This window comes from Cellulomonas sp. A375-1 (assembly GCF_001040865.1).
Classification (GTDB): Bacteria; Actinomycetota; Actinomycetes; order Actinomycetales; family Cellulomonadaceae; genus Cellulomonas; species Cellulomonas gelida.
The window spans coordinates 3,043-18,879 of the sequence record NZ_LFKW01000150.1 but is presented as its reverse complement, the minus strand read 5'-3'; the positions used below and the strand labels follow the sequence as shown (position 1 = coordinate 18,879).

The 15,837-nt window shown below is 73.2% G+C and carries 13 protein-coding genes; 7 read left to right on the top strand and 6 right to left on the bottom strand.

All coding sequences use genetic code 11. The annotated features are described in order from the left end of the window. Window positions 1–81 precede the first annotated feature (81 nt). On the top strand, window positions 82–1,464 hold the full coding sequence (locus CWIS_RS16050) for a DNA recombination protein RmuC (RefSeq protein ID WP_053071791.1): 1,383 nt from the start codon (window positions 82–84) through the stop codon (window positions 1,462–1,464). A 104-nt stretch (window positions 1,465–1,568) separates the two neighbouring features. Here the strand turns inward: CWIS_RS16050 and CWIS_RS16045 are convergent, their stop codons facing one another. Continuing rightward, on the bottom strand, window positions 1,569–2,591 hold the full coding sequence (locus CWIS_RS16045; protein ID WP_048344350.1) for a 4-hydroxy-3-methylbut-2-enyl diphosphate reductase: 1,023 nt from the start codon (window positions 2,589–2,591) through the stop codon (window positions 1,569–1,571). A 173-nt stretch (window positions 2,592–2,764) separates the two neighbouring features. On the opposite strand from CWIS_RS16045, the gene xseA reads away from it, so the two are divergent. From xseA to CWIS_RS16030, 3 genes are all read left to right on the top strand, one after another. Continuing rightward, window positions 2,765–4,057, top strand: coding sequence for an exodeoxyribonuclease VII large subunit (xseA, locus tag CWIS_RS16040; RefSeq protein WP_082156546.1), 1,293 nt, complete (start codon window positions 2,765–2,767; stop codon window positions 4,055–4,057). 83 nt (window positions 4,058–4,140) lie between these two features. Further along, window positions 4,141–4,464, top strand: a complete 324-nt coding sequence (locus tag CWIS_RS16035; RefSeq protein WP_048344349.1) for an exodeoxyribonuclease VII small subunit — start codon at window positions 4,141–4,143, stop codon at window positions 4,462–4,464. 62 nt (window positions 4,465–4,526) lie between these two features. Continuing rightward, window positions 4,527–5,444 (top strand): carbohydrate kinase, encoded by a 918-nt coding sequence (locus tag CWIS_RS16030; RefSeq protein WP_048344381.1) that lies wholly within the window; start codon window positions 4,527–4,529, stop codon window positions 5,442–5,444. A gap of 81 nt (window positions 5,445–5,525) precedes the next feature. On the opposite strand, the gene CWIS_RS16025 is transcribed toward CWIS_RS16030, so the two are convergent. The 4 genes from CWIS_RS16025 to CWIS_RS16010 are packed head-to-tail and all read right to left on the bottom strand — an operon-like array spanning window position 5,526 to window position 9,903. Beyond that, window positions 5,526–6,791, bottom strand: coding sequence for an ABC transporter ATP-binding protein (locus CWIS_RS16025; protein ID WP_048344348.1), 1,266 nt, complete (start codon window positions 6,789–6,791; stop codon window positions 5,526–5,528). Window positions 6,792–6,806: 15 nt separating this feature from the next. Next, the gene (locus CWIS_RS16020; protein ID WP_048344347.1) at window positions 6,807–7,649 is read right to left on the bottom strand and encodes a carbohydrate ABC transporter permease; all 843 of its coding nucleotides are present in this window, start codon (window positions 7,647–7,649) and stop codon (window positions 6,807–6,809) included. Next, window positions 7,649–8,614, bottom strand: coding sequence for a carbohydrate ABC transporter permease (locus CWIS_RS16015; RefSeq protein ID WP_048344346.1), 966 nt, complete (start codon window positions 8,612–8,614; stop codon window positions 7,649–7,651). Before CWIS_RS16015 ends, CWIS_RS16020 begins: the two co-directional genes overlap by 1 nt. Next, complete coding sequence (locus CWIS_RS16010; RefSeq protein WP_048344345.1) at window positions 8,611–9,903, bottom strand: extracellular solute-binding protein; 1,293 nt, start codon at window positions 9,901–9,903, stop codon at window positions 8,611–8,613. The genes CWIS_RS16015 and CWIS_RS16010 overlap by 4 nt, the downstream gene beginning before the upstream one ends. Before the next feature lie 212 nt (window positions 9,904–10,115). On the opposite strand from CWIS_RS16010, the gene CWIS_RS16005 reads away from it, so the two are divergent. Together CWIS_RS16005 and CWIS_RS16000 are read left to right on the top strand one after the other, a co-directional pair. Next, window positions 10,116–10,751: a carbonic anhydrase gene (locus CWIS_RS16005; RefSeq protein WP_048344344.1), complete on the top strand. Its 636-nt coding sequence runs from the start codon at window positions 10,116–10,118 to the stop codon at window positions 10,749–10,751. A gap of 41 nt (window positions 10,752–10,792) precedes the next feature. After that, a complete protein-coding gene (locus CWIS_RS16000; RefSeq protein ID WP_048344343.1) occupies window positions 10,793–12,211 on the top strand; it encodes an aspartate ammonia-lyase in 1,419 nt (472 codons plus the stop codon). Between the two features lie 51 nt (window positions 12,212–12,262). Here the strand turns inward: CWIS_RS16000 and CWIS_RS15995 are convergent, their stop codons facing one another. Continuing rightward, window positions 12,263–13,921, bottom strand: a complete 1,659-nt coding sequence (locus tag CWIS_RS15995) for a DHA2 family efflux MFS transporter permease subunit (RefSeq protein ID WP_048344342.1) — start codon at window positions 13,919–13,921, stop codon at window positions 12,263–12,265. Between the two features lie 204 nt (window positions 13,922–14,125). On the opposite strand from CWIS_RS15995, the gene CWIS_RS19085 reads away from it, so the two are divergent. After that, window positions 14,126–15,837, top strand: a 1,712-nt coding sequence (locus tag CWIS_RS19085; protein ID WP_048344341.1) for a hypothetical protein, incomplete at its 3' end; no start/stop codon positions are given.

The following is a 15,837-nucleotide window of genomic DNA, read 5'->3' as shown; positions in this document are numbered from 1 at the left end:
CCCCGCTCCGCGCCCCGACCCGCACCGCCGCACGGCGGGGCCGGGACGTGCCTGTCGGTGGTCTCTGGCACGGTGCCCGGCATGGGACAGGTGCTGCTCGGTGTGCTGGTGGGGCTGGTCGTCGGGGTCGTGACCGGCGGGGCGGTCGCGTGGGTGCTGTCCGCGCGGCGCTCGGAGCAGGCCGTGCGCAGCGCGCAGGTCGCCGCCGCTGCCGCGAGCGCACGGCTGGAGTCGGAGCGTGACGCCGCGCAGGGCGCCGCCGCGCACGTCGCCGAGCAGTTCCGCGCGCTCGCGTCCGACGCCCTCGCGCAGAGCTCCGAGCAGTTCCTGGCGCTCGCGTCGCAGCGGTTCGCCGCGGACCGCCAGACGCAGGTGGGCGAGCTCGCCCAGCGCGAGCAGGCGGTGCGCGCGCTCGTCGACCCGCTGGCCCGCACGCTCGAGGAGGTGCGCAACCAGATGCACGCGGCGGACCGTGCCCGCGCCGAGGGCGCCGCCGCGCTGCGCGAGCAGGTCGAGACGATGCGCTCCACGTCGGAGCGCGTGCGGGCCGAGACCGCCCAGCTCGTCACCGCGCTGCGCGCGTCGCAGGTCCGCGGCCGGTGGGGCGAGATGCAGCTGCGGCGCGTGGTCGAGGCCGCGGGGATGCTCGCGCACGTCGACTTCGTCGAGCAGGAGCAGGCACGCACCGACGACGGGCTGCAGCGCCCGGACATGGTCGTGCGGCTCGCGGGTGGCAAGCAGGTCGTCGTCGACGCGAAGGTCGCGTTCCTCGGCTACCTCGAGGCCCACGAGGCGGCCGACGAGCGTGTGCGCACCGAGCGGCTCGCGGCGCACGCCCGGCACGTGCGTGCCCACGTGGACGCGCTCGCGCACAAGCGGTACTGGGACCAGTTCGCGCCCGCGCCCGAGTTCGTCGTCATGTTCGTCCCTGCCGAGGCGTTCTGGCACGCGGCGCTCGAGCAGGACCCAGCGCTGTGGGAGTACGCGGCGGACCGCAACGTCATCGTCGCGACGCCGACGACGCTGCTCGCGCTCCTGCGCACCGTGGCGTACGCGTGGCGGCAGGACGCGCTCGCGCGCAACGCGCAGGAGGTCCTGACGCTGGGCAAGCAGCTGCACGGCCGGCTCGCCACGCTCGGCAGCCACCTCGCCAAGCTCGGGCGCTCGCTCGACGCGGCCGCAGGCGCCTACAACCAGACCGTCGGCTCGCTCGAGACGCGCGTGCTCGTCAGCGCGCGCCGGTTCGCCGAGCTCGGCGTGGTGAGCGACGGGCTTGAGACGCCGCCCGCCGCGAACCCGCAGCTCTCGGCGCTCAGCGCCCCGGAACTGATCGCCTCGGCCGCGGACCAGCTCGTCAGCCTCGACGGGTTCGACACGAGCGCTGACCGCGACGCCCAGGCGCTCGAGGCCGAGGCGGCGGGTGGCTCCCCCGACGGCCGCACCGGCTCGGCGGCAGGCGCCTGAGCGCCCGGCGCTCCCGACCACCCGCCGCGCGTGAGCCGGGCGCCAGCCCTTCTCGCGCGAGACGGACGTCGGCGCGTCTCAGGTGACGGCGCCGGGTCGGTCGGTCAGGCGGGGGTGACGTCCAGGGTGCGGCGTCCCTCGCGGCGCGGGCGCGCGGGCGCGTGGCCCGCCGCCTTCAGGTCGGCACGCAGCTCACGCGGGAGCGAGAACATGAGGTCCTCGGTCGCGGTGCGGACCTCTTCGACCTCCCCGAAGCCCTGCGCGGCGAGCAGGTCGAGCACGTCGCGGACCAGGATCTCCGGCACGGACGCGCCCGAGGTCAGGCCCACCGTCGTGGCGCCCTCGAGCCAGGCCAGGTCGATCTCGTCGGCCTTGTCGATGCGGTACGAGGACCGCGCGCCGTTCTCGAGCGCGACCTCGACGAGCCGGACCGAGTTCGAGGAGTTGGCCGAGCCGACGGTGATGACCACGTCGCAGTGCGGCGCGATCTTCTTCACGGCGACCTGGCGGTTCTGCGTCGCGTAGCAGATGTCGTCGCTGGGCGGGTCCTGCAGCGCGGGGAACCGCTCGCGCAGCCGGCGCACGGTCTCCATCGTCTCGTCGACCGAGAGCGTGGTCTGCGAGATCCACACGACACGCTCGGGGTCGCGCACGACGACGTCGGCGACCGACTCGGGCGAGTTCACCACCTGGATCCGCTCGGGCGCCTCACCCTGCGTGCCCTCGACCTCCTCGTGCCCGTCGTGCCCGATGAGCAGGATGTCGTAGTCCTCGGAGGCGAAGCGCACGGCCTCCTTGTGCACCTTGGTGACCAGCGGGCACGTGGCGTCGATGGTCTGCAGCGAACGCGCGGCGGCCGCGGCGTGCACCGCGGGCGAGACCCCGTGCGCGGAGAACACGACGCGCGCACCCTCGGGCACCTCGTCGGTCTCGTGCACGAAGATCGCGCCGCGCGCGGCCAGCGTCTCCACGACGTACTTGTTGTGGACGATCTCCTTGCGCACGTAGACGGGGGCGCCGTAGTGCTCGAGCGCCTTCTCGACGGCGATCACGGCGCGGTCCACGCCGGCGCAGTACCCGCGCGGCGCGGCGAGCAGCACCTTCTTGGGTGCGGAGGGAGTGGTCACGCGTCCGAGTCTAGGTGAGGTCCACGTCCGGACCGGTTCCGCTCGTGTCCCCTCGACCGACCCACGCAGCACGTTCACCGCTCCCCCGCAGGTCCGGCCGGGCGGATCTCGGTGGGCAGGCGGCCAGACGCCGACGTGTGGGCGCGATAGGGCAGGGTGGGGCCGTGAGCGACATGGCGCCGGGCGAGCAGGGCAGGGCCGACGACGAGCGGGGCGTCGGGTCCGACGAGGGCGTCCAGCCGCGTCTGCCGCTGCCGCTCAAGGCCGCCGAGACGACCCCCGACCGGCCGTGGCCGGTGCGGCACCTCGCGCCCAAGATCGCGGACTACGTGCAGCGCATGCCGCCGGTGTGGATCGAGGGTCAGGTGCTCGACCTCAAGCGGTGGAACTCGATGTGCTTCCTGACGCTGCGGGACACCGACGTCGACATGTCGATCGCGGTGACGACGAGCGCGGCGAACGTCGCCCGGCTCGGCAAGGGCGTGGGCGACGGCGCGCACCTCGTCGTGCACGCGCGGCCGACGTACCACCTCAAGCGCGGGAGCCTCGCGTTCGCCGCCGACGAGGTGCGCCTCGTCGGGCTGGGCGAGCTGCTCGAGCGCATCGAGCACCTGCGGCGCGTGCTGGGGTCCGAGGGGCTGTTCGACGAGTCGCGCAAGCGTCGGCTGCCGTTCCTGCCGGCGGTGGTCGGGCTGGTGTGCGCGCAGCAGGGCGACGCCGAGCACGACGTGGTGTCGAACGCGCGAGCGCGGTGGCCCGCGGTGCGGTTCGAGATCCGCCGCGTGACGGTGCAGGGCCCGCGCGCGGTGCCCGAGGTCAGCTCGGCGATCGCCGAGCTCGACGCGCACCCGCAGGTCGAGGTGATCGTCGTCGCGCGCGGGGGCGGGTCGTTCGAGGACCTGCTGCCGTTCAGCAACGAGGCGCTGGTGCGCGCGGCCGCCGCGTGCCGCACACCGCTCGTGAGCGCGATCGGCCATCACCTCGACGCGCCGCTGCTCGACCTGGTCGCGGACCTGCGCGCCTCGACCCCCACGGACGCGGCCAAGCGGATCGTGCCGGACGTCGCCGAGGAGCGGGCGCGGATCTCCCAGGCGCGGCTGCGCAGCCGCGCGGCGCTCGTGCAGCGCCTGCAGCGCGAGCAGACCGCGCTCGACCACTGGCGCAGCCGCCCGGTGCTCGCGCAGCCGGCGACCCTCGTCGACGCGCACGAGGCGCGCGTGACCGCGCTGCGCGACGGCGCCCGCCGGACCCTCGCGCACCTGCTGGATCGCGCGAGCACCGAGGTCCGGGGGTTGGCGGGCCACGCGCGCGCACTGTCGCCCGCGGCCACGCTCGAACGCGGGTACGCCGTGGTGCAGCGCGCGGACGGTGCGGTGGTGCGCGATCCCGAGCAGGTCGCGCCGGGCGACCCGCTGCGGGTCCGGGTCGCGCACGGCGAGCTCGCCGCCCAGGTCACGGACGCCTGACCGGCCCCGTCGCACCGGCAGCTGACGACGCCCCGGCGGCAAGCGCGGCGCGGGTGTGGGCGCGCTCTGGTTGACTGACGGCCGTGCCGAAGCAGACGACGTCCCCCGCCGACGAGACCGCGGGGGCAGGACCGGGTGCCGGGCTCGAGACGCTCAGCTACGAGCAGGCGCGCGACGAGCTCGTCGCCGTCGTGAGCCGGCTCGAGAGCGGTGCGGAGTCGCTCGAGGAGTCGCTCGCGCTCTGGGAGCGCGGGGAGGCGCTCGCGGCCCGGTGCCAGCAGTGGCTCGACGGCGCACGCGAGCGGCTCGCCGCCGCACGCGGCGAGGCTGCGGGCGAGGGCCCGGGTGTCCGTGGGGACGCAGGCGCCCAAGCACCCGGCGGCGCCGACGAGGGCGGCCGCCAGTGACGGCCTCCGGCGGGCAGCCCGCGGCCGACGAGCAGCGAGCGGGACACCGGGGCGCGGGGACGCTGGAGCGCGCGCTCGTCATCGGCGAGGCGCTCGTCGACGTGGTCGAGCGTGCGGACGGCACGCGCGACGAGCACCCGGGCGGCAGCCCCGCGAACGTCGCGCTCGGCCTGGGTCGGCTCGGCCGGGCGGTGGACCTGCTCACGTGGCTGGGTACCGACGCCGCGGCGGACACGGTGAAGCGGCACCTCGAGGCGTCGCACGTGCGCGTGCTGACCGGCGACCGCACCGCGAGCCGGACCCCGGTCGCCACGGCGCACCTGGACGCCCACGGCGTCGCGACCTACGAGTTCGACCTCGAGTGGGACCTGCCGGCCTCGTGGGACGGCGAGGAGGCCGTCCCGCGCGTCGTGCACACCGGATCGATCGCGGCGGTGCTGGAGCCGGGCGGCACGCGTGTCGCCCACGAGATGTCCCGCCGCCAGGAGACCTCGACGCTGACGTACGACCCGAACCTGCGCCCGGCGCTCATGGGCAGCTCGGCGCACGCGCTGCCCTACGTCGAGGCGATGGTCCGGCTCGCGGACGTGGTCAAGGTCAGCGACGAGGACCTCGCGTGGCTGCACCCGGGCGTGGCGCCGGCGGAGATCGCCGAGGAGTGGACGCGGCGCGGGCCGGCGCTCGTCGTCGTGACGCACGGCGGCGAGGGGGCGTTCGCCGCGACATCGGCCGGTGCGCGGCTGCACGTCGCGGCGCCGCGGGTCACGGTCGCGGACACGGTGGGCGCGGGCGACTCGTTCATGGGCGGGCTGATCGACGGGCTGTGGTCGGCCGGGCTGCTCGGGGCGGACCGCCGGGAGCGGCTGCACGACGTGGACGCCGCGACGGTCGAGGCCGTGCTGACGCGCTGCGCACGCATCGCGGCGATCACGGTCTCGCGCGCCGGCGCCAACCCGCCGCGCTCCGACGAGCTCGACTGACACGCGACCCCGACGAGGGCGACGGCGCCGGCCGACACGGCGGCCTCGACGAGTCGCGCCGAGAGTCCGCGCGACGGACGGTCAGGCGGACCTGCTGGCCCGCTGCTCGCGCTGCTGCGCCCGCTCGAGCGACGCCTTCCGGTCGGCCTCGTTCTGCTCGTCGATCTCCCGCGCCCGATCGGCGTCGAACGTGAGGTTCTCCCCCGACTCGGGGTCGAACACCATGAGCTTGGCCGGGTCGAACCACAGGGTCGCGGTGTCGCCGTCTCGGATCCGCGACTCGGAGTCGAGCGCGACGACCAGCTGCGTGCGCATGCCCTCGCCGTCGAGGTCCCGGTCGAGCTCCTCGAGCGTCCCGGCGACCTCGGGGCTCGTCTCGAACGGCACGTACGCGTACAGGTCTGAGCCGAGCCACTCGGTGACGTCGACCTCCGCGTCGAACGTCACCCCGGAGTCCTTCTTGCCGTCCTCGAGCAGTGCCGCGTCCGCGAAGTGCTCGGGACGCAGCCCGACGATGACGATGTCGCGCGAGCCGATCCGCGAGCGCTGGTCGTCGGACAGGGTGACCTGCGCGAACGGCAGCGTGAGCTCGTTGCCCGAGACCTCGCCCGGCAGGAAGTTCATGGGCGGCGAGCCGATGAATCCGGCGACGAACAGGTTGACGGGCTGCTCGTACAGCCCGCGCGGCGAGGAGACCTGCTGCAGCTCGCCCTTGCGCAGCACCGCGACGCGGTCGCCGAGCGTCATGGCCTCGGTCTGGTCGTGCGTGACGTAGACGGTCGTCGTGCCGAGCCGGCGCTGCATGCGCGCGATCTCGGTGCGCATCTGGCCGCGCAGCTTCGCGTCGAGGTTGGACAGCGGCTCGTCGAACAGGAACGCGTTCGCGTCGCGCACGATCGCGCGGCCCATCGCCACGCGCTGACGCTGCCCGCCCGACAGGTTCGCGGGCTTGCGCTGCAGGTGGTCCTGCAGCTCGAGCGTCGCCGCGGCGTGCTCGACCTTCGCGCGGATCTCCTCCTCGGAGAACTGGCCCTTGGTCAGCCGCAGCGGGAACGCGATGTTCTCGTAGACGGTCAGGTGGGGGTACAGCGCGTAGTTCTGGAACACCATCGCGAGGTGCCGCTCCCGCGGCGCCTTGTCGTTGACGACCTGGTCGCCGATCTTCAGCTCGCCCGAGGTGATGTCCTCGAGCCCGACGATCATCCGCAGCAGCGTGGACTTCCCGCAGCCGGACGGTCCGACGAGGATGACGAACTCGCCGTCGGCGATGTCCAGGCTCACGCCCTTCACGGCGAGGTAGCCGTCGCCGTACCGCTTGACGATGTCCTTGAGGGTGATGGCAGCCATCGGAAGTCTCCTTGTTCAGCCCTTGACGGCGCCCTGGGTCAGGCCGGACACGATCTGGCGCTGGAACAGCAGCACCAGGATGACGACGGGGACGGTCACGACGACCGCGGCGGCGGAGATCGCGCCCGTCGGCTCCTCGAACTGCGACGCGCCGGTGAAGAACGCGAGCGCGGCGGGCACGGGACGGGCCGCGCTCGTCGAGGTCAGCGAGATGCCGTAGACGAAGTCGTTCCACGCGATGAAGAACGCGATGAGCGCGGTCGTGAACACCCCGGGCGCGGCGAGCGGCACGATCGCCTTGCGGAACGCCTGCCAGCTCGTCGCGCCGTCGACCTGCGCGGCCTGCTCGAGCTCCCAAGGGATCTGCCGGAAGAACGCGGCGAGGGTCCAGATCGAGATCGGCAGCGTGAGCGACAGGTACGGGATGATCAGGCCGAGCCAGGTGTCGTAGAGGCCGATGTTGCGCCAGAGGTTGAACAGCGGCGTGACGATCGAGATGACCGGGAAGATCGAGACGCCGAGCGCGGTCGTCAGGATGAGCTTCTTGCCCCGGAAGTCGAGCCGCGCGATCGCGTACGCGGCGAGCGTCGCGAGCACCACGGCGACGAACGTCGCGATCAGCGAGATGCCGATCGAGTTGCGCAGCGCGGGCAGGAACAGGTCCTTGGCCGAGCCGACGAAGATCTGCTCGTAGTTCGTCGTCGTCCAGGTCTTGGGCCAGAACGTGCCGAGGTCCAGCTGGCTGGGCAGCTTGAACGACGTGGCGATGATCGACACGACGGGCAGCAGGGCCCACACGAGCACGAGGAGCGTGATGACCGCCCACGCGACCTTGAGCCGCGGCGTCAACGTGCGCATCAGCCCTCCCCCCTCGCGCTGGCCAGGTCGACCTTGAAGAGCTTGATCGCGACGAAGCAGATCCCGATGACGCACAGGAACAGCAGCACGGAGATCGCCGAGCCGAGGCCGATCTCGAGGCGCCCGATCGACGTCCGGTAGGCGAGCAGCGAGAGCACCGTGGTGCCGTTGGCGCCGTTCGTCATGATGAAGACGTTGTCGAAGATGCGGAACGCGTCCAACGCCCGGAACAGGACCGCGACCATGATCGCGGCCTTCATGTTCGGCAGGACCACGCGCTGCAGGCGCTGCCGCCACGTCGCGCCGTCGACCTGCGCGGCCTCCTCGAGCTCGCCCGGCACCTGCGAGAGGCCCGCGAGCAGCAGGAGCGAGATGAACGGCGTCGTCTTCCAGATCTCGGAGGCCATGATGACGAACAGGCTCGTGCCCTGGTGGGCGAACCAGTTGAGGTCGGCGTCGATGCCCGGCAGCCACGAGAACCAGTGGTTGACGAAGCCTGAGTTGATGTCGAACGCGTAGAACCACGCGAACGCCGAGACGACCGTGATGATGCCGTACGGCACGAGGATTGCCGTGCGCAGCACGCCCCGCAGCTGTGTGATCGCGCGGTGCATCACGAGCGCGAGCAGGAACCCCAGGACCAGCTCGACGAGCACCGTGACGATCGTGATGACGAACGTGACCAGGAACGCCTGCCAGAACACGGGGTCGGTCAGCACGACGACGTAGTTCTGCCCGCCGTTGAAGGCCTTGTCGGACGGAGCAGTGAGGCGGTAGGAGAACAGCGAGTCGTAGAACGCCTGCAGGATCGGGTAGATCGTGACGGCGAGCATCACGACGAAGGCCGGGCCGGCGAGCCACCAGCCCAGGCGGGCCTCGTCGCGCGCGCGGTCGCTGCGCCGCGCCTTGCGGGGCGCGTCGCTCTCGCTCGTCGTGGCGCCCGGGACGACCGTGGACGACGTCACAGGAGCGCCTCCCCTCTCAGGACCGCGGTGATGAAGTCGGTGGCCTCACGCGGAGTCGTGTCCGGGTTCACCGAGGCCGGCGGGTGCCACGTCTCCTGCACGCCCGTGGAGACCTCGTTGTAGTACGGGGTCTGCGGGCGGGGCGCGGCCTTCTCGAGCGACTCCCGGATGACGTCGGCCATCGGGAACGCCTCGACCACCTGGGGGTCGTCGTACGCCTTGGTGGAGGACGGCGGGTTGCCGTTCGTCGCGAAGTAGAACGCCTGGTTCTCGGGGCTCACGATGCACTGCGCCGCCTCGAGCGCGAGGTCCACATGAGTGCTGAACGCGCCGATGCCGAGGTTGATGCCGCCGTAGGGCGGACGCGCGTCCGTGCCCTCGTCGACCTGCGGGTACATCGCCCAGCCGATGTCGTCGACGATCGAGGCGTCCAGCGTGCCGTCCTCGACGGCCGCGTTGGTCGCCGACCAGACGAACGGCCAGTTCACCATGAAGGAGCCCCGGTCGCGCTGGAACACCGTCATCGTCGCGTTCTCGTCGGCGGTCGGCAGGCCCGGACCACCCAGCCCCTCGCGGCCGATCGTGCCCATGATCTCGGCGGCCTTGCGGCCCGCGTCGGACTCGAAGCCGAGCGTGAGCTCGTCCGCCGACGCCTCCGGGTTCTCCAGGATGTGCCCGCCCGCCGACTCGATCAGGGCGTTGACCCACACCGTCAGCGACTCCGCCTTGGCACCCTGCACGCCGAGGAACTTGTCCTGCTCGGCGGCCGCGTCCATGATCTGCTGCCACGTCACGGGGGTCTTCGCCGGGTCGAAGCCCGCGGCCTCCGCGACGGACTTGCGGTACCAGAGCAGCTGCGTGTTCGCCCAGAACGGGATCGCGACGAGCTCGTCGCGCCACGTCGCGCCGTCGATCGCGCCCTGCACGACGTCGGTCGTGACCGCCTCGGCCACGTCCGACGGGATCGGCGCGAGGAAGCCCGGCTCGGCGAGCTCGGGGATGAACGGCGGGTCGAGGCTCATGATGTCGATCGACGAGTCCTTGGCGGCCAGGCGCCGCGCGAGCTGCTCGCGTTGCGACGCCGCGTCGCGCGGCAGCACCTCGGTCGTGATCCGGTACTCGCCCTTGGCCGCCTGCGTGCACAGCGAGGCGATCTTCACCTGGCCCCCGTTGTCCGGGTTGATGTACCAGGTGAGCGTCGGCGGCCCCGACTCGCTCGCGCACGCCGCCAACGGGAGCGCGAGCGCGAGCGCGGCGGTCGCCGCGATGCTGCGAATGCGTCGTCGCACGCCTGTCCCCTGTCCCTGTCCGCGCCGTTGCGTCCTGGGTCCTGGCTACACCAGTGCGGCGGCCCCCGCACGCCGGGCCGCGCGCCGGGCCGCTCTGCGGGATGCTCTGCGGGATGCCTGACGACGCCCGCGCGCGACGTCCGTCCGGGCCGCCGGGGCGGCGAAACTGGACACCTCAGGACGGGAATCCGTCGACCTGCCACCATGGGCGCGTGACCACACCCCTCACGCCAGCCGAGGCCTGGGCCGCGCTCAAGGCCGGCAACGACCGGTTCGTCAACGACGAGATGCTCCACCCGTCGCAGGGTGTCGACAGACGCTCCGAGGTGCAGCACGGGCAGAACCCGTTCGCGGTCCTGTTCGGGTGCTCGGACTCCCGGGTCGCCGCCGAGATCATCTTCGACCGCGGGCTCGGCGACCTGTTCGTCGTGCGGACCGCGGGCCACGTGCTGGACACGACCGTCGTCGGGTCGATCGAGTACGGCGTCTCGGTGCTCGGGACGCCGCTCGTCGTCGTCCTGGGTCACGACTCGTGCGGCGCGGTCGCCGCCGCGACGGAGGCGCTCACGCGAGGCACGCAGGCACCCGGGCTCGTCAGCGCCGTGGTGGACCGCGTCATCCCGAGCATCGTCGGGCTCACCCGGACCGGCGAGCCGGTCGAGAACCTGTCCGCCGCCGCGCTCGGCCACGAGCACGTCAAGCACACCGTCCTCATGCTCCAGCGGTTCTCGGTGACTCTCGCCGACGCGGTCGCGGCCGGCCGGTGCGCGATCGTCGGGCTCGAGTACACGCTGACCGACGGTCGCGTGCGGGTCGCCGAGGTCGTCGGCGACATCGGCGAGGTCTGAGTCCGCGACGGCCCGCCCGCCGGGTGCGGCAGGATGGGCGCATGACTTCTGCGCTTCCCGACGACGCCGTCGACTACCGGATCGAGCACGACACGATGGGCGAGGTCCGCGTCCCCGCGACCGCCCTGTACCGCGCGCAGACGCAGCGCGCCGTCGAGAACTTCCCGATCTCCGGCACAGGTCTCGAGCGGGGTCACATCGAGGCGCTCGCGCGCATCAAGAAGGCCGCGGCACGCGCGAACGCCGAGCTGGGTGTGCTCGCACCCGAGGTCGCCGAGGCGATCGTCGGTGCGGCCGACGAGGTGGCGAGCGGCGCGCACGACGCGCACTTCCCCGTCGACGTGTTCCAGACGGGCTCGGGCACGAGCTCGAACATGAACACGAACGAGGTGATCGCCACCCTCGCCACGCTCGCGCTGGGCTCGGCCGTGCACCCGAACGACCACGTCAACGCGTCGCAGTCGTCCAACGACGTGTTCCCGACGAGCGTGCACGTCGCCGCCACCGCGGGCGTCGTGCGGGACCTCATCCCCGCGCTCGAGCACCTCGCCGCCGCGCTGCAGGACAAGGCCGACGCGTGGGCCGGCGTGGTCAAGTCCGGCCGCACGCACCTCATGGACGCGACGCCCGTGACCCTCGGCCAGGAGTTCGGCGGCTACGCCGCCGCGGTTCGGTACGGCGTCGAGCGCCTGCAGGCCGCGCTGCCCCGCACGGCCGAGGTCCCCCTCGGCGGCACCGCGGTCGGCACCGGCATCAACACGCCGGCAGGCTTCCCGCAGCGGGTCATCGAGCTCCTGCGCGAGGACACGGGCCTGCCGCTCACCGAGGCGCGCGACCACTTCGAGGCCCAGTCGTCGCGGGACGGGCTCGTCGAGCTGTCCGGCGCGCTGCGGACCATCGCCGTCAGCCTGACCAAGATCTGCAACGACCTGCGCTGGATGGGCTCGGGCCCCAACACCGGCCTGGGTGAGATCGCGATCCCCGACCTTCAGCCCGGCTCGTCGATCATGCCCGGCAAGGTCAACCCCGTGATCCCCGAGGCCGTCCTCATGGTGGCCGCTCGCGTCGTCGGCAACGACGCGACGGTGGCCTGGGCGGGCGCGTCGGGCTCGTTCGAGCTCAACGTGCAGATCCCCGTCATCGCCTCAGCGGTCCTCGAGTCGATCCGCCTGCTCGCCAACGCCAGCCGTGTGCTCGCCGACAAGACCGTCGCCGGGCTCGTCGCGAACGAGGAGCGCGCGCGGGCGTTCGCCGAGTCGTCGCCGTCGATCGTCACGCCGCTCAACCGCGTGATCGGCTACGAGGCCGCGGCGAAGATCGCCAAGCACGCGGTCAAGCACGGCCAGACCATCCGGCAGGCCGTGGTCGACCTCGGCTACGTCGAGCGCGGCGAGGTCACCGAGGAGCAGCTCGACGCGGCCCTCGACGTCCTGAGCATGACCCGTCCGCCGCAGGCCTGACGCACGGGCGAACGCGGGGACCGTGAGGACGTGGCGCCCGCCGGCGCCACGTCAGCTGGTCACGGGCTCCCGGCTTGGTGCCTCGAGCGGGACGACGTGCGCGTGCGGGCGGATGGCGTTCATCGCGAGCGCGGCGACGAGCCCGACGACGAGCACGGCCGCGGTGAGCAGCAGCGTCTGGCCCACCGCGGTAGCGAACCCCGAGTGGACAGCCTGCAGCGCGGCGGAACTCACCTGCTCGGCGAGCTGCGCGGGCACGCCCGGTGGCACGGGGAACGTCGCTCCCGAGCCACCGGAGAACTGGGACGCGTCGACCTTCGCGAGCCCGTCCAGGAAGGGCTGGCGCGCCGCTGCGGGCAGCGAGCCGGCCGCGTCCGCGGCAGCCGCGGGGATGGTCGCGGACAGGCGCGAGGTGAGCATGGCGACCACCGCGGCCGAGCCGACGACCCCGCCGATCTGGCGCGTGGTGTTGAACGCGCCTGCGCCGGCACCCGCGGTGCGCTGGTCCAGCCCCGCCGTGGCCGCCGCGGCGAGCGGCGAGAACAGGAGCCCGGTGCCGACGCCGAACAGCGTCATGGGCCACACGAGGTGCCACACCGACGCCTCCGGCTCGATCACCGCCACCAGCCAGGTCACGACCACGACGAGGATCGCGAACCCCGTCGCGACCACCCACTTGGCCGGGACCCGGTCGGACAGCCGTCCCGCGACGGGCGCGACGAAGCCCGACACCAGCGAGCCGCCCGCGCCCACGAGCGCGGCGCGCAGCGGCGAGAGCCCGAGCACGAGCTGCAGGTAGATCGTGAACGGGAAGAAGATCCCGGTCATCGCGAACGTCACGGCGAACCCGGCGACGTTCGACAGCGAGAAGTTCCGGACGTGGAACAGCCGCAGCGGCAGCAGCGCCTCGTCGCCGATCCGGTGCTGCCACCACACGAACGCGGCGAGCACGAGCGCGCCCGCGACGATGATCATCCACACCGTCACTGGCCCGACGATCGCGCCCCAGGCGTAGGCGTCGCCCTCCTGCAGGCCGAACACCAGCAGGAACATGCCGACGACCGACAGGGCCACGCCGACCAGGTCGAACGTGCGCGCGTGGGTCGCCAGCACCGGCAGGTTGCGGAACGCGAACCACAGCGCGACGAGCCCGACCGGCACGTTGATGAAGAAGATGTACTCCCAGCCCGCGGTCTCGACCAGCAGCCCCCCGAGCACGGGTCCGGTGATGGTCGCGACGCCCGCGACCGCGCCCCACACGCCCATCGCGGCACCGCGCTTGGCGGGCGGGAACACGCGCGTGATCATCGACATGGTCTGCGGCGTCATGAGCGCGGCGCCGACGCCCTGCACCGCGCGCGCGGCGATCAGGAGACCGATCGAGTCGGCGAGCCCGCAGGCCACCGAGGTCACGGTGAACACCACGAGGCCCACGATGAACACCGGTCGCGGACCGAACCGGTCCCCGAGCCGCCCGGTCACGAGCAGCAGGACCGCGAACGAGAGCAGGTAGGCGCTGTTGACCCAGCCGACCGCGGCGATGCTCGCGTCGAGCTCGCGCACCAAGGTCGGCACCGCGATGTTCACGATCGTCGTGTCGAGCATGATCATGAAGAAGCCGAGGCACAGCGGCGGCAGGACGCTCCACGGGCTGCGCCCGTGCAGGTCGGCGAGCGCGGGGGGCCCGGTCGTCGCGGTGGGGTGGGACATGGCGGTGCCTCTCGGGACGGGGCGACGTGCTGACCGCGTCACCGGTTCGAGCGTAGGTCCTGCGTCCGACAGGGACGCGTCGGGCGACCACGGCTGCCCGTACACCCATCCGTGGGAACGCTCCCGCCGAGGGCCTCGCCTGGGTTAGGGTCGCCCGGACACATGCCGGACGACGAGGTCAGGGGGCTGCTGGGCGTGAGATGGATGCCGCGCTTGCTGGCGCACCGCACGCGCGCCCAGGGCACGCTCCTGCTCGCGGTCGTCGCCGTGACGGTCGTCGCCGCGACCCTGCTCGGGACCTTCGCGCTGCTGCTCTGGGTCGGCGAGGACCGCGCGCCTCAGGTCGCCCTGGACCGCGCAGGCGTCGAGAGCACGACGATCGACGTGCGCGCCGTCGTCGGGCGCAACTCGCCCGAGCAGGTGACGGAGGCACTGCAGACGGGCCTGGCCGAGCTGTTGGGCCCCGTCGACGCCGACGTGACCACGTGGACGTCGTCGCCCTGGCTCTCCGTCGAGCGCGAGCGCGGCCTGGAACCGGTGCTGGTCTACCTCGCGGACTACCCGATCGTGCCCGAGCACGCGACGCTCCTGACCGGGCAGTGGCCGACGACCGCGTGGGACGGGACCGCCGTGCCCGTCGCGCTCCCCACCGCGACGGCCGCGGCGTACGGCTGGAAGCTCGGCGACGTGCTGCGGACCGCGGGCACCGACGTCGGCGCGGACATCCCGGTGCGCGTCGTCGGGACCTACCGCGCCGACCCGCCGCGCTCCGTCTGGTCGCGCGACCTCCTCGCGGGCCGCGGGTACGACCCGGCCTTCCCCGTGCCCGGCTCGTTCGGCGGCAGCGTCGCCGAGGCGTGGGGCCCGCTCGTCGTTGCCCCGGGCGTCGGGGCCGTCCAGCCCGGGACGCAGCGCCTCGTCGCGCAGCCCGATCTCGCGTCCGCCACGCCCGCCGAGCTCGCGGGTCTGCGCGAGCGGCTGCGCACCGCGCAGACGGACCTGTACGCGGCCGTCCCGGGCGCGAGCACCGACGTGTCGACGGCGCTCGACCGCACGCTCGACACCATCACGGCGAGCCTCGCGGTGACCCGCGTCGGCGTGGTCGTCGTCGGGCTCATGCTGCTCGTCGTGGCCGTGACGGTGCTGCTGCTCGCGGCCCGGCTGCTCGCCGAGCGCCGCTCCGCCGAGCAGACGCTGCTCACCTCACGCGGCGCGTCCCACGCACAGCTGCTGGGCCTGGCGGCGTTCGAGGCCCTCGGTGTCGCCGCGGTCGCCACGCTCACCGCACCGTGGCTCGCCGGGCTCGTGTACCGCGGCGTGACCCGTGTACCGGTCCTGCGCGACGCCGGGCTCGCGGTGGACCCCGGGACGCCCGCGCTGCTGTGGACGACGTGCGCCGTCGCCGCGCTCCTGCTCGCGGCGGTACTCCTGGCCCCCTCGGTGCGGCGGCGCGTCTCGGCCGTGGACTCCGAGCAGCAGGACATCCGTCAGGACCGTCGCCAGATGCTCGCGCGCTCGGGCGTCGACCTCGCGGTCGTCGTCGTCGCCGGGGTCGCGCTCTGGCAGCTCGTCCGGCACGGCTCCCCCGTGCTCGACGGCTCGGGCGGCATGGACCCGCTGCTGGTGGCCGCGCCCGCGCTCGTGCTCCTGGCCGGCGGTGTGCTCGCCGGCCGTGTCCTGCCGCTCGTCGCCGGGCTCGGCGAGCTCGCCGCCCGGCGCAGCCGCGCGCTCGTCGCGCCGCTGACGGCCTGGGAGATCAGCCGCCGGCCGCGCCGCGCGGCCGGCGCCGTGCTGCTCGTGACGCTCGCGGTCGCCGTCGGCACGTTCGCGCAGGGCTGGCTCGACACGTGGCGCACCTCCCAGCGCGAGCAGGCGGAGCTCACGATCGGCACGGACCTGCGGATCACCGACCCCGA